The organism is Candidatus Synechococcus spongiarum, assembly GCF_900047545.1.
Lineage (GTDB): Bacteria > Cyanobacteriota > Cyanobacteriia > PCC-6307 > Cyanobiaceae > Synechococcus_B > Synechococcus_B spongiarum_C.
Map to the genome: position 1 here is coordinate 1 of NZ_FITM01000007.1, position 12,269 is coordinate 12,269.

The window sequence follows — 12,269 nt, forward strand, 5'->3', positions numbered from 1 at the left end:
TGAGCCAGAACAAAGCCTCCATCCTTCCTCCTCCTCAAGGTCTCTCGGGGGATCCCTCACCAAAGGGCGTCTCTTCCTATCTTATGGGTCCTGAGCCTAAGACCAGGATTCCCACAAGGGATCGGGGTCGTTGCGCAAAGATTTCTGAGCACGGGCACTGTTCAGTCTGGCTTGCAAGAGGGGAGCCAGAGTTCATGGCGCCCGCAGTTGGGCGGGAAACATCCTGACCCTCTCGGATGTTGTGGCTTCGAGCAGTGCCTTATCGCAGGTTGCCAGAACAAGGGAACGCTAAACTTGTACTGAAGCAGGTCTTGCAATGGCTGCCAGTTCTTCAGCCACAACTACGCCGTCAGAGCGGATCACAACCACGCCGATCCTTGGCGGCGCCATGCACGAGTGGCGGCAATGGCTGGCCCCTGAACATGCGCATTGACCAAATGAATGAACGCATTGACCGGGTTTATCAACTCCTGTTGCCCTGAGGCGCGTCACCCCATGGCGGCTGCCTCCATCTTCGGCTTGCGAGAAGCGCCCCCATGGCCTTAAAGTGCACCACGGCGGCGGCCACGGGTCTCCCCATGCCACGGCCCCGCAAACGCCTGGGTCAGCACTGGTTGCGGGATCAGGGGGTGTTGCGGCGGATTATGGCGGCTGCCCAGGTTGGCCCAGAAGACCGGCTGCTGGAGATTGGCCCAGGGCGGGGTGCCCTGACCGACCACTTGCTGGCCACCCCGGCCGCGGCCGTCGTGGCGGTGGAGCTGGATCGCCAGCTCGTCGCCGGGTTACAGCAGCGCTTCGGGGCTGACGAGCGCTTCTCCCTGGTCCAGGGTGATGCCCTAGAGTTGCTGCACCAGCCCATGGCCTGCAACCCCAACAAGGTGGTGGCCAACATCCCCTACAACATCACCGGTCCTCTGTTGCAGGGGCTGATGGGCAGTGTGGCGCAACCGCGACAGCCCCAGTTTCAACGGTTGGTTCTGCTGATGCAGAAGGAGGTGGCGGATCGCGTCACGGCCCTGCCGGGGAGTCCCGCCTGCGGGGCCCTCAGCGTTCGCATGCAACTCCTGGCGGCAGCCCGGACCCTGTGCCTTGTGCCCCCAGCCTGTTTTTCACCAGCGCCGGAGGTCACCTCGGCAGTGGTGGTGCTCACGCCCCACCCGCCCCACCAGCGCCGTTACGGGCCGGAGCAGGCCTCCTTGCTGGAGCAACTGCTGCGGGTGGCCTACACGGGGCGCCGCAAGATGCTTCGCAACACGTTGGGCGGCGTCTGGCCGCTGGCCAGCCTGAAGCAGGCGGCGCGGCAGGCTGCCGTGGACCTGGGCCAGCGGCCCCAAGACCTCGATCCCGATCAGTGGGTAGCCTTGAGTCAAGCGCTGGCGCCTTCCCTTCCCCTGCCATGACCTGCCTGAAGCTGGAATCCCCGGCCAAAGTGAACCTGCACCTGGCCCTACTGGGTCTGAGGGACGACGGCTTCCATGAGCTGGCCATGGTGATGCAGGCCGTTGATTTCTGCGATGAGCTGGTGTTGGAGCCCCACAGCGGCTTGCACCTCCACTGCGAAGGGCTGGAATTGGCCAACGATCACACCAACCTGGTGATGCAGGCGGCGCGGCTCCTGCGGGAGGTGTTCCCTGAGCGGCAGTTGAATGCGCGGATTCTTCTGCACAAGCGCGTTCCTCTGAAAGCAGGGTTGGGGAGTGGCTCCAGCAATGCGGCGGCAGCGCTCATGGGCTTGAATCGGTTCTGGGAATTGGGACTGTCCACGGAAGAGTTGCAGACGTACGGGGCCCGGTTGGGCTCCGACGTGCCCTTTTTCATTGCCGGCGGCACCCAGTTGTGTTTTGGACGGGGTGAGCGTCTGGAGCCCGTGGCCAGGCCCGCGGGAGGGGCTGTATTGCTCAGTAAGCGGATGGATGTGTCCGTGCCCACGGCCTGGGCCTACGGCATCTGTCGGGAAGAGTTGTCCCGGGCCTATCTCAAGGGGGAGCAGGCGTTCTGTGGCTCTCGCCAGGCCTTGCGTCGCAGTGAGATGGTGGCGGCGCTCCAGCGGGGGGACATGACCACGGTGGGGCATCTGCTGTGTAACCAAATGGAAGCCGTGGTCACGGCCCAACTCCCTGCCGTGCGCCAGAACCTGGAGTTGCTGCGTCAGGCGGCGGACTGTTGCGGGGTGTCCATGACGGGCTCCGGTCCCAGTGTGTTTGCCATCTTCCCCACCGTGGACACGGCCCAGGCGGCCCACCGCAGCCTGTCCGGCCGCCTCAAGGCCAACAACATCCAGGCCTGGGTCTGTGGTCTCCGTGAAGATGGAGTTCGCTTTTGCTGACACACTGCGCTCAGGTGCTGCCATGACCCCCTCCCCCCCAGATTCCGCTCCTGGCGATTCGTCACGCCCACGGCACGGACCCCTCCGCTATCTGGCGGGCGCCTTGAGCAGTGGTCTGTTTGCCGTGCTCTCCTGGCTGGTGGCCGAGAGGTTGGTGGTGCATTTCACCCTCCATCCCCCCCACTACAGCAAGCCCGTTGCCCAGAGCATTGCCGTGGGCCTCAAGACCATTCTCGTTGGCACCAGCTTCCTGGCGGTCTTCAGCTTCAGCCTCATTGCCGTGGGGCTGTCTCTGCTGCTGGTGCGCTCACTTCTGCCCAGTGCCGGCCGTTGAATTGGCCGCTAACCTGGGACAAGGATTGATTTGCCATGACCCCCCACGACCTGGGCCTGCTGGCCCTACTTCTGAGTCCCGGATTGATGCTGTCCGTGCTGCTGCTCACCAGCTTTGCCGCGGGCGGGTGAGCACACCCGAATCAACGCTCCCCGGCCTGGGTTAAGGTCTAAGGGCTTTGTTTCAAGGCCTGCTGCGGGCGGGCATCCCCGGGTCTGTGGCAGAAACCCTTCTTTTCAATGCTCTCCGCGAAGCCGTCGACGAGGAGATGGAGCGTGATCCCCGTGTGTTGGTCATTGGAGAAGACGTGGGTCACTACGGCGGCTCCTACAAGGTCACCAGAGATCTGCACAAGAAGTACGGGGATCTGCGTCTTCTGGATACCCCCATCGCGGAAAACAGCTTCACCGGCATGGCGGTGGGCGCCGCCATGACCGGCCTGCGGCCCATCGTGGAGGGCATGAACATGGGCTTTTTGCTGCTGGCCTTCAACCAGATTTCCAACAACATGGGCATGTTGCGCTACACCAGCGGCGGCAACTACACCATCCCCGTGGTGGTGCGGGGACCAGGGGGCGTGGGGCGGCAGTTAGGGGCAGAGCACAGTCAGCGGCTGGAAGCCTACTTCCATGCCGTGCCCGGCATCAGGATCGTGGCGTGCAGCACCCCCACCAATGCCAAAGGCCTGCTCAAAGCCGCCATCCGTGATGACAACCCGGTGCTGTTTTTTGAGCACGTGCTGCTCTATAACTTGAGCGAAGAGTTGCCGAAAGGGTCCTACACCTGTGCCCTGAACCAGGCGGAACTGGTGCGGGAGGGCAAGGACGTCACCCTGCTGACCTATTCCCGCATGCGCCACCACTGTGTGAGGGCCGTGGAGCAGCTCACCGCACTGGGCCACGATCCGGAACTCATCGACCTGATCAGCCTCAAACCCTTTGACCTGGACACCATCACCGCATCCATCCGCAAGACTCACCGGGTGGTCATCGTGGAGGAGTGCATGAAAACCGGCGGCATTGGCGCCGAGCTGGTGGCCCTGGTCAGCGAGCATTGTTTCGACGAGCTGGATGCCCGGCCTGTGCGCCTCTCCTCCCAGGACATTCCCACCCCCTACAACGGGACCCTGGAGAATCACACCATCATCCAGCCCCACCAGATTGTGGAAACCTGTCAACACCTGATTCGAGGTCACATCTGAAATGGTCCGTCAAGGATGGCTCCCGGTGATCCTGGCCATGGTCCTAGCCGCGGCGGTGTTGCTGGGCAATCAGTCGCTCCAGTTGGGGCTGGATTTACGAGGCGGGCATCAGCTCAGCGCCCGGGTGTTGAGCCCCGAACCCCAGGTGGTCCTCACCGCCGCAGACCTGGACGGGGTGAAGAGCGTGATCCAGCGGCGCATTGACGGCCTGGGGCTTGCCCAGACCCGGATCCAGACCGTGGGCTCTGATCGGGTGGTGGTGCAACTGCCCACGGTCCAACCTACCCCCGGTGAAGATGCAGAGGCGGAGGCCACGGTGGACGACACCTTGCAGCAGGCAGCCAACCAGATCACCAAGAAGGCGGTTCTCCAGTTCGGGGTGTTGCGCTCCAGTGAGGTGGATCGCTACACAACGCTGGTGCAGGAGCGCCGGAATGCACAGGTTGCGGTCCTCCTTGGCGAACAGCAACTGGAACAGTTGCAGCGCAGCCGGGGCGATGGCGAGCAACGTCGTGCCGTGAGAGAGACGCTGGGAGCCTCTCGAACAACCTTGGACCAGTTGGAGCAGGACATTGGTCAGTTGTTTGACCTGCGGCCCCTCACCGGTGACGATCTGGTGCAAGCTGTAGCTGAGCCCAACCTGGAATCCCAGGGGGAGTACTACCAGCTCAGCCTCACCTTTTCCGCCGCCGGCGGCCAGGCCTTTGCGGATCTCACCAAGGAGGTGGCCGCCGATGCCAACCTGCGGCTGGCCATTCTTCTGGATGGTCACGCCATCAGTGAACCCACCGTGGGGCCGGAGTTTCGGGAGAACGGCATCACGGGAGGCGGGGCACGGATTACCGGCACCTTCACCCTGGAGGAGGCCCGTGAACTGGAGGTGCAGCTTCGCGGCGGCTCCCTGCCCTACGAGACCGAGATTGTGGAACAGCGCAGCGTGGGTGCCACGCTGGGGTCCGACAACGTGCGCCGCAGCCTGAGTGCGGCCCTGGTGGGTCTGGCGCTGGTGAGTGGGTTGATGGTGTTGATCTATCGGCTGCCCGGCCTGGTGGCGGTTGCCGCCCTGGCCATCTACGCCCTCTTCAACCTAGCGATCTACGCCCTGGTGCCGGTGGTGCTGACCCTGCCGGGGATTGCGGGCCTGATCTTGAGTTTCGGCATGGCCGTTGATGCCAACGTGCTCATCTTTGAACGCATCCGGGAGGAATTGCGCTCGGGCCGCAAGCTCTACCAGGCCGTGGAGACCGGCTTCAGCCGCGCCTTCAGTTCCATCCTCGACGGCAGCGTCACCACCCTGATCAGTTGTTTGGCCCTGGGCTACCTGGGCAGCGGCCTGGTGCGTGGTTTTGCCATCACCCTGGGCATTGGCGTGAGTCTCAGCCTGTTCACCAGTCTGGTGTGTAGCAGGACCCTGTTGAAAACCAGTCTCTTCCTGTATCCGGCCCTGCGCCGGCTCAAGTACTTCCAGCCTGTGCAATGACCTCCAGCGAGACCGTCCCCACACCCCCCGAGATCCCGTCGGCGCCAGCCTCCGAGGCCGCTGGCCCCTCGGGGACGTTCACCGGGTTTCAAGCCAGCCGTTACCGCAGGGTGCTGCTGCTGCTCTCGGCCATGATGGTGGTGGCGTCCCTGCTGGGCTTCCTGGTGAACGGCAGGGACCCGCAAATCCGCGCCCCGCTGCAGGCGGGGTTGGATTTCCGTGGCGGCACCAGCATCCAGATGGAGTTGGCCTGTCATGATCCCGGACCCTGCACCACCAGCGAGCGTCTCCGGTTGCCGGTGCTGCGCTCCGTCCTGGCGGATGTGCAGTTGGAGCCGGCGGGAGACCAGCAGCCCGCCCCGGCACTTTCCAGCTTCAACGTCCAGCTTCTGGATGACGGCGAGGGGATTCTGTTGCGCTCAACGGCCTTGACCATTGCCCAGGCCCAAGCCATCGAGGACCATCTGGCCACGGCCGAATCCCTCCCCCCCTTTCAACGGGAGCACACCCAGGTGGACACCATCGGACCGTCCCTCGGCGCCCAGTTGTTGCGGTCCGCCCTTCGGGCTTTGGGCGTTGCCTTTCTGGGGGTGGCCGTCTATATCGCCTTCCGCTTTTCCCCCCTCAATGCCGCCTTGGCCCTGGGGGCCCTGGTCCATGATGTGGTGATCGTGGCGGGGCTCTTTGCCTGGTTGGGGCAGGTGTGGGACGTGCAGGTGGGCAGCCTCTTTGCCGTGGCCCTGCTGACCCTGGCGGGCTATTCGGTCAACGACACCGTGGTGGTGTTCGACCGTATCCGGGAAACGGATCGCCTCCAACCCCAGCTTGGCGTCATTGCCCGCATTGACCACTCCATCGCCGCCAGCCTGGTGCGCTCCCTCAACACCTCCATCACCACGGAACTGCCCATCCTGGCCTTAGCCGTCTTCAGCGGCGGGGAGTTGCGCTGGTTTGCCGTGGCCCTGGCCTTCGGAATTGCCGTGGGGACCTATTCCTCCTTGTTTGTGGCGCCCCTGCTGCTGGGCCTGTTGAAGAAAGACACGGCATGAACTCCCTATTGCGTGGCCTGCAGCGGCTGGTGCTGGTGCTGATGACCCTTCTGGCACTGCTGCAGTTGGGGGATGAGCTGGGCCTGTTGCTGGATTACTTCACCTGGACCGCCATAGGCTACAGCATCAGGGCGCAACCCCTGGCCGTGCTCAACCTTCTGGCCCTTCCTCTGCTATGGCCGCGCCAGCCGCGCCGCCCAGTAGCCAGTGATCCATCACGTCGTGAATCAGCACCTCACGGACCAACACCTGCAGCACCACCACCAGCGGCAAGGCCATAAGCAACCCCAGCGGCCCCAGCAGGACCGCGAACACGAACTGGGACAACAGAGCCAGGCCAGGCAAAAGCTTCACCTGTTTATGCATCACGAATGGGGTAATCAGGTAACTCTCCACGTTCTGAATGCCCAGATAAAGAACCACCACGGCCAAGGCACGCCATGGGGAATCCAGCAGGGCCACAGAGGCGGGAAAAACGGTGCTGATGGTGGGGCCGATGTTGGGAATCACGTTCAGCAGACCCGCCAACAAGGCATTGGCCACCACGGGCTTGACCCCCAGCACGGCCAGGCCAATCCCGGCCAACCCCGCCACACAGAAGGAGCTGATCAGCAGACCCACCATCCAATTGCCCAAGGCGCTATCGCAGTGGCTGAGCACCACCTGCAGGCGGCGGCGATAGAAACTGGGCGCCAGGCGGATAGCCAGCGCCTGGTAGGGCTTGGGTTGGGCCGCCAGCATCACCGCCAGCACCAGGGCCAGCACCACCTTCAGCACCCCACCACCCAGGTTTCCCACCAGGCCCAGCAATCCCTGCAGGCCCCTCTCCAGGGCGGCGCCAACATCCGTCCTGGTGCGAAACAGTTCAGCCAGGCTGTCGGGCAGGTCCGAGTCGGTGCCATAGATGTTGAGAATCACGGCCCGGTAGTTGGCATCGATGAGCGCCAGCAGGGTGTTCAACGCCTGGGGCAGCTTCTCGATCAACTCCCGGAACTCCTTCACGAAGGGGGGCACCAGCACCACGCTGCTTACCAGCACCACCACACTCAGGCCCAGCAAGACCACCAGCAACGCCCAGGGCCGCCGCCAGTCGCAATGGCGCTCCATGGCCCGCACGGGCAGATTCAGGGCCAGAGCCAGAACAACGGCACTGAACAGCACCAACAACACATCCTTCAGGCTCCAGAGCAGCAGCAGTGCCGCCAGCAGCGCCAGCAAGCCCAGCCACTGTCCAAAGCCCATGGGCATCCCCCGCTCAGCTTTGCGCAAAGTCCAGGTTGGCACGCTTGGCATAACGCTGGGCAAAACGCATGAATCGCTCAAACTCCTCCATTGTCTTCCAGGTGTAGGTGGCTTCAATGGCACTGGCACGGCCGTTGACAAAGCGGCCCCTTACTTCCCGGCTCACCAGTTCCCCCTCCTCGTCCACAAGGAACATGCCGGAAATGGCGCTGGTCATCTCCGGTCCCAGGGCATCCGGTTCCTCAAAGACGAAAATGGCCTGTCCCGTCGCCCCGTCCCTGGAGCGGGTCATGCGGATGTCAGGAATGACGGTCTCGTCAACGCCCCGAAAAAACTGAATGGCCGCCATGACGAATGTTCCCAAACAGGCAGCCTACAGGCTGTGCTTCAAAAGCGTCGGCTCCATGGCCAGAAGCCGCTGGGCCACGGCCGTGTTGGACAGGCCTTCCCGCGACAGGAGAACCGGAGTTCGGGGACTCCGCGCCAGACCATGGGCATAGGTGCGGTCGTAGTAATCAAGGATCACTTGGCAAGCCAGGCGGAGATTGCCGGCGGCAATGGCCTCCACCGCCTGTTGGGTCCGCTGGAGTCCCAGGCGTTTGCCAATGCGCCGGGTGGCCTCCGTTAATTCCTGCCGTTGCATGGGGCCGTAGGTGGCCAGCAGGTGGTCCAGCCGCTCATGCTCCGGCCGCTGCAACGCCACCAGCGGCGCCTGCTCCATCTGGTGGAACAGTTCGGGCGGAATGCGGCAACAGCCCACCTGGACACTCTCCGCCTCAATCCAGAGCACCCGATGGGGGGAGATCGCCTGCAAGGCCATGGCAATGTCATTTTCAAACTGCTCGGTGCTGGGCTGTCGCGGCTGACCCAACCCCCCGAAACTGCTGCCCCGATGGTGGGCCAACCCCTCCAGGTCCAACACCTGGGCCCCGGCAACGCGAAGGGCATGGAGCACTTCCGTTTTGCCGCTGCCGGTGTGGCCGCCAAGAAGCACGATGGGGCACGGCTGGGCCAGGCCCTGGCGCAGCCAGCGCCGGAAGGCCTTGTAGCCACCGTCCAGGAGGGTGCAAGGCAGGTCACAGGTTTCCAGGAGCCAGGCAGTGCTGCTGCTGCGCAGGCCACCACGCCAGCAATGCAGCCGCAGCTTGGCGTCAGCCCCTGCCAGAGCAGCGGCCTGCTCCGCCAGCACAGCCAGCCGTGGTCCCACCAGTTCCAACCCACGGCGCACCGCGGCCCATCGGCCCTGGTGTTTGTACAGGGTCCCCACCGCGGCCCGCTCCTCGTCGCTGAAGAGGGGAAGGTTGTGGGCGCCAGGGATGTGACCACGAACAAACTCCCCAGGGCTCCGTACGTCCAGCAGGGGACCGTCCGCCTTCAGGAAACGGTCACAGGGGAGAGAACAGGCCATGGACTGCATTGTCCCTGTTGGCAGCCTCTACCATGGGACACAGTGTTGTTTCTCTCCCGGGTTGACTGTGCCTGCAGAGTTGCTGGACGAGTTGCGCCAAGCCCGAGGCCGCCAACGCCAGCGGCTGCTCAGCACTGTGCTGGACCAGGCCCCGCAGTTGCTGGCGTTCATTCCCACAGCGTTGCAGGCCTACGACCCGGCCGGCGACGATTGGGGGGCCGGGAGCCTGATCCAACTGCTCATGGCCCAGGAGGGACCGACACGGGCGGGTTTTCTCCGCAGCCACCCCCAAGGGTGGTTTGCCGCCCCCTCCGCCATGGGCCAGGACCATCAACTCCTGCAGCAGGCCCTGGCGACCGAGGCTTTCCAGGAGGCGGATCGTCTCACCATGGCCAGCCTGCGGCGGATGGCCGGCCCGGCTGCCGAGGGGCGTGGGTACGTGTTTTTCTCCGAGGTGCCCGCCCTGGCCATGGTGGATCTGGACACCATTGACCGTCTCTGGGTTGCCTACTCCCGAGGGCGCTACGGATTTTCCGTGCAGCGCCGCCTGCTGAAGGCCTGTGGGGGGCGCTGGGAGCAGCTCTGGTCCCGCTTGGGATGGAAGCAGGGCGGCCTCTGGACCCGCTACCCCAACCAGTTCACTTGGCGCCACGCCGCACCGGAGGGGCACATGCCCCTGGTGAATCAATTGCGGGGGGTGCGGCTGATGGATGCCTTACTGAACCACCCGGCCATCGTGGCCCGTTGTCCGGAGGGTTGATGGGGGCTTGCCCTGGTGATCAGGGCAGCCGGGATCGCGCAGCTCACCCCGTAGCCAATCCAGAGCCGTTTGCAGCGAGGCCATGGCGGCCTGATCCTGGTGGTGGAGTAACTGGTTCAGCCCAGCAGCCATCTGCTCTGCAGCGCGGTGGCGACGACTGGTTTTCAGGGCGTGCCATTGGCGCTCGTTGATGCGCAGCGCGTCCAGCAAGGCGCGGGCCAGGGGAAGGGCGGCGGGATTGAGAGGACGACGCAGGGCGGCCATGACGTGGATCGGGCGAGGGACAGGCGTTGCTCCAGCATGGAGCCAACCGTTGCCCCCTGTGCTGTGTCAAGCCCTGGAACGACCCGCCGCCAGCACAGGCTCCACAGCCGCCGGCGCCAGGAGCAGCACCTGGTGGGTCTGGTTTTCAGGTTGACCGCCTGCCAACGGCGACTGGGGGCAGCCCATAGGCGCGGATCAGGCCTCCGGGCGCGGCGCAACCGGCAACGGCAACGGTTGTTGCGGCGCCTTGCTCCACCTCAACCCTGGTGGTGGGCTGGGGAGCGGTTTTGGTGGGGGCTGCGCTGGTTTGGCGTGGGGATGGCGGTTGCCGTCCTGGCCAGCCGCGGCGGCGGTTAACGGCAACAAGGCGTCAGGCGGGCTTTCGTGCCAACCAGCCGTAGTGCTGCCCTCCCTCCCTCCGGTTAGTGGATTCCCGCTGACGCGGGAATAACGGGAAAAGACGTGGGAGTGAAAAGCGAGTTTTTCTGCGCAGGATGCCCTCTCGCCGTGAAAAGGTAGTTGCGGGAAGGGTTGACAAGGACCGGTAACCGTGTTCAGGTGGGGAAACGGCGACTGTTCCTGGTCCCCTTATCCAGAATTCGCGTTGCACACGACCAAATATCTGTAGTGTGGTGGGTAGGTCCTATCCCGCGTGAGGGCTGAGTCAATAGTTTCAATTGATTCAATTCCTTTGGAAGATGACAGGCATGATGTCGGCAGTCGGTTTGTTACAGATCAGGCCCTTGCCCTGCAAGGCTGCAATAAATATGCTATGAGTGGGAGCCGGGACTGTGGTCGCAGCCCGTACGGTTTCCTCTCTGGCGCCATCGCCATCCACAGCCCATGACGGCTGACCTCATGGGCCGCGCTGCTGCTCGCCGTCGCGGGTGCTGTCGTCGCCCCCGTCTCGGCCGACGTACTGATCTCCAACATCAACCAAACCGATAGTGGAACAGGTAATTTGGGCGCTGTCGACCAGGCACAGGCGTTCACGACGGGCGCCAAAGCGCTGGGTTATACTCTGACCGCCGTCGAGGCGGAGTTTGCTAGAGTGATGGAGGCAATTGACATCAACGACTTCGTTGGCACATGGAGCAGCGACGAGGAAGTTGCTCCATCCGATGATAGCGATACACACCACGAACCCCAAACCAAACTGGATAAGTTGTCGTGTCCAGTCCTGGTGATAAACAATAACGACAGGGTCTACACGCGTACGACAACGGGAATCGATCTCGAGGCAAACACGACCTACTTGTTCGTGGTCGACACTAATGTTGGCTATGTCAATAATCTCCGGAACACCTCTTCAGATAGTGAAGACTCGAGGGGCACGACGGGCTGGAGCATTGCCAACGACAGCATCTACCGAAACAACAGTGAAACCGGCAGTTGGTCGACCTGGGGAGATTCCAAGAAGATCCGCATCAGCTGCACCGTGAAAAACACCACGCCGCCGGCCGCGAACAGTGAGGTGAGCACAAAGGAGGACACAGCCTACAGTTCCAGACCACGGACTTCAGTTTCTCGGACACGGATGCGAGCGACGTGCTGGAAGCGGTGAAGATCATGTTGCTGCCCGGCAACGGCACGCTGACGCTGGACAGCACGGCGATTCCGGCGGAGGACCTGCCGAAGGAGGTCACCAAGGCCGAGATCGACGACAACAAGCTGAAATACGCCCCGCCCGAAGACGCCAACGGGAACAACTACACGACGTTCCAGTTCAAGGTGAACGACGGCGCCGCCGGCACCGCCTCTGCCTATACCATGACCATTAACGTGGATTCGGTGCCGGACGTCACCCAAGTGGCGATAACCTCGACGCCGACTTCGGGGACAACCCCTAAGAAATATGCCGGCGGCGAGAAGATCCAGGTCACCGTGACCTTCGACGAGGCGGTGACGCTGACGGGCGATCCGGTGATCAACCTGGAGGTGGGCACCAACTCCCGTCCGTCGGCCTATGGGAGTGGTTCGACCATGACGCCGCTGGTGTTTGAGTACACGGTGATGGCAGGACAACAACACCGCGGACATCACTCACAACGCCCTTGCGGCGCAGAGCAGCCACAAGGTGGACGGCAGCCTGACGCCGCCGGACATCACCGCGCCGTCGGTGAGCGGGGCGGAGGGGAGGGCGACAGAGCCGAAGAAGTCAGTCATTAGGACACCTCTGAACAAGTGGCGAGGGTGTTAGGATGT

Annotated in this window: 14 protein-coding genes; 10 read left to right on the forward strand and 4 right to left on the reverse strand. The window is 63.5% G+C overall.

Annotation, left to right across the window (positions count from 1 at the left end; translation table 11 throughout):
- Positions 1–536: 536 nt before the first annotated feature.
- The 6 genes from rsmA (at position 537) to secF (ending at position 6,390) form a co-directional block, all read left to right on the forward strand.
- A complete protein-coding gene (gene rsmA, locus FLM9_RS00260; RefSeq protein WP_257242930.1) occupies positions 537–1,400 on the forward strand; it encodes a 16S rRNA (adenine(1518)-N(6)/adenine(1519)-N(6))-dimethyltransferase RsmA in 864 nt (287 codons plus the stop codon).
- Positions 1,397–2,326 (forward strand): 4-(cytidine 5'-diphospho)-2-C-methyl-D-erythritol kinase, encoded by a 930-nt coding sequence (gene ispE / locus FLM9_RS00265; RefSeq protein WP_074456717.1) that lies wholly within the window; start codon positions 1,397–1,399, stop codon positions 2,324–2,326. Before rsmA ends, ispE begins: the two co-directional genes overlap by 4 nt.
- A gap of 22 nt (positions 2,327–2,348) precedes the next feature.
- Positions 2,349–2,660, forward strand: coding sequence for a DUF3082 domain-containing protein (locus tag FLM9_RS00270; protein WP_074456726.1), 312 nt, complete (start codon positions 2,349–2,351; stop codon positions 2,658–2,660).
- Between the two features lie 217 nt (positions 2,661–2,877).
- Positions 2,878–3,861, forward strand: a complete 984-nt coding sequence (locus tag FLM9_RS00275) for a pyruvate dehydrogenase complex E1 component subunit beta (protein WP_074456727.1) — start codon at positions 2,878–2,880, stop codon at positions 3,859–3,861.
- Positions 3,862–3,898: 37 nt separating this feature from the next.
- On the forward strand, positions 3,899–5,341 hold the full coding sequence (gene secD, locus FLM9_RS00280) for a protein translocase subunit SecD (protein ID WP_257242931.1): 1,443 nt from the start codon (positions 3,899–3,901) through the stop codon (positions 5,339–5,341).
- Positions 5,338–6,390 carry a protein translocase subunit SecF gene (gene secF / locus FLM9_RS00285; protein WP_081340072.1) on the forward strand — a complete coding sequence of 351 codons (1,053 nt, stop codon included), beginning with the start codon at positions 5,338–5,340 and terminating at the stop codon, positions 6,388–6,390. The genes secD and secF overlap by 4 nt, the downstream gene beginning before the upstream one ends.
- A gap of 150 nt (positions 6,391–6,540) precedes the next feature.
- Here secF and FLM9_RS00290 read toward each other — a convergent pair whose 3' ends face one another.
- From FLM9_RS00290 to mnmH, 3 genes are read right to left on the reverse strand one after another with little or no spacing between them, the layout of a single operon-like run.
- Positions 6,541–7,674, reverse strand: coding sequence for an AI-2E family transporter (locus FLM9_RS00290; RefSeq protein ID WP_306806766.1), 1,134 nt, complete (start codon positions 7,672–7,674; stop codon positions 6,541–6,543).
- The gene (gene psb28 / locus FLM9_RS00295) at positions 7,646–7,981 is read right to left on the reverse strand and encodes a photosystem II reaction center protein Psb28 (protein ID WP_074456719.1); all 336 of its coding nucleotides are present in this window, start codon (positions 7,979–7,981) and stop codon (positions 7,646–7,648) included. Before psb28 ends, FLM9_RS00290 begins: the two co-directional genes overlap by 29 nt.
- Before the next feature lie 24 nt (positions 7,982–8,005).
- Positions 8,006–9,040, reverse strand: a complete 1,035-nt coding sequence (gene mnmH / locus FLM9_RS00300) for a tRNA 2-selenouridine(34) synthase MnmH (RefSeq protein WP_074456730.1) — start codon at positions 9,038–9,040, stop codon at positions 8,006–8,008.
- Between mnmH and FLM9_RS00305 the strand changes: the two genes are divergently transcribed.
- Complete coding sequence (locus FLM9_RS00305) at positions 9,039–9,800, forward strand: GUN4 domain-containing protein (RefSeq protein ID WP_074456720.1); 762 nt, start codon at positions 9,039–9,041, stop codon at positions 9,798–9,800. The two genes, mnmH and FLM9_RS00305, sit on opposite strands and share 2 nt — an antisense overlap.
- Here FLM9_RS00305 and FLM9_RS00310 read toward each other — a convergent pair.
- Positions 9,756–10,064 carry a DUF6439 family protein gene (locus FLM9_RS00310; RefSeq protein ID WP_074456721.1) on the reverse strand — a complete coding sequence of 103 codons (309 nt, stop codon included), beginning with the start codon at positions 10,062–10,064 and terminating at the stop codon, positions 9,756–9,758. The two genes, FLM9_RS00305 and FLM9_RS00310, sit on opposite strands and share 45 nt — an antisense overlap.
- Before the next feature lie 36 nt (positions 10,065–10,100).
- On the opposite strand from FLM9_RS00310, the gene FLM9_RS00315 reads away from it, so the two are divergent.
- The 3 genes from FLM9_RS00315 (at position 10,101) to FLM9_RS00325 (ending at position 12,233) form a co-directional block, all read left to right on the forward strand.
- The gene (locus FLM9_RS00315; RefSeq protein ID WP_074456722.1) at positions 10,101–10,421 is read left to right on the forward strand and encodes a hypothetical protein; all 321 of its coding nucleotides are present in this window, start codon (positions 10,101–10,103) and stop codon (positions 10,419–10,421) included.
- 574 nt (positions 10,422–10,995) lie between these two features.
- Positions 10,996–11,628, forward strand: coding sequence for a choice-of-anchor R domain-containing protein (locus FLM9_RS00320; RefSeq protein WP_306806767.1), 633 nt, complete (start codon positions 10,996–10,998; stop codon positions 11,626–11,628).
- On the forward strand, positions 11,613–12,233 hold the full coding sequence (locus tag FLM9_RS00325; RefSeq protein WP_074456724.1) for a hypothetical protein: 621 nt from the start codon (positions 11,613–11,615) through the stop codon (positions 12,231–12,233). Before FLM9_RS00320 ends, FLM9_RS00325 begins: the two co-directional genes overlap by 16 nt.
- Positions 12,234–12,269 lie beyond the last annotated feature (36 nt).

What these genes read in the sequence shown, in the direction of transcription:
- secF (WP_081340072.1), top strand. Translation starts at nt 5,338, where the DNA reads ATGACCTCCAGCGAGACCGTCCCCACACCCCCCGAGATCCCGTCGGCG.
- rsmA (WP_257242930.1), top strand. Translation starts at nt 537, where the DNA reads ATGGCCTTAAAGTGCACCACGGCGGCGGCCACGGGTCTCCCCATGCCA.
- FLM9_RS00315 (WP_074456722.1), top strand. Translation starts at nt 10,101, where the DNA reads ATGGAGCCAACCGTTGCCCCCTGTGCTGTGTCAAGCCCTGGAACGACC.
- ispE (WP_074456717.1), top strand. Translation starts at nt 1,397, where the DNA reads ATGACCTGCCTGAAGCTGGAATCCCCGGCCAAAGTGAACCTGCACCTG.
- psb28 (WP_074456719.1), bottom strand. Translation starts at nt 7,981, where the DNA reads ATGGCGGCCATTCAGTTTTTTCGGGGCGTTGACGAGACCGTCATTCCT.
- FLM9_RS00270 (WP_074456726.1), top strand. Translation starts at nt 2,349, where the DNA reads ATGACCCCCTCCCCCCCAGATTCCGCTCCTGGCGATTCGTCACGCCCA.
- FLM9_RS00310 (WP_074456721.1), bottom strand. Translation starts at nt 10,064, where the DNA reads ATGGCCGCCCTGCGTCGTCCTCTCAATCCCGCCGCCCTTCCCCTGGCC.
- secD (WP_257242931.1), top strand. Translation starts at nt 3,899, where the DNA reads ATGGTCCTAGCCGCGGCGGTGTTGCTGGGCAATCAGTCGCTCCAGTTG.
- mnmH (WP_074456730.1), bottom strand. Translation starts at nt 9,040, where the DNA reads ATGGCCTGTTCTCTCCCCTGTGACCGTTTCCTGAAGGCGGACGGTCCC.
- FLM9_RS00305 (WP_074456720.1), top strand. Translation starts at nt 9,039, where the DNA reads ATGGACTGCATTGTCCCTGTTGGCAGCCTCTACCATGGGACACAGTGT.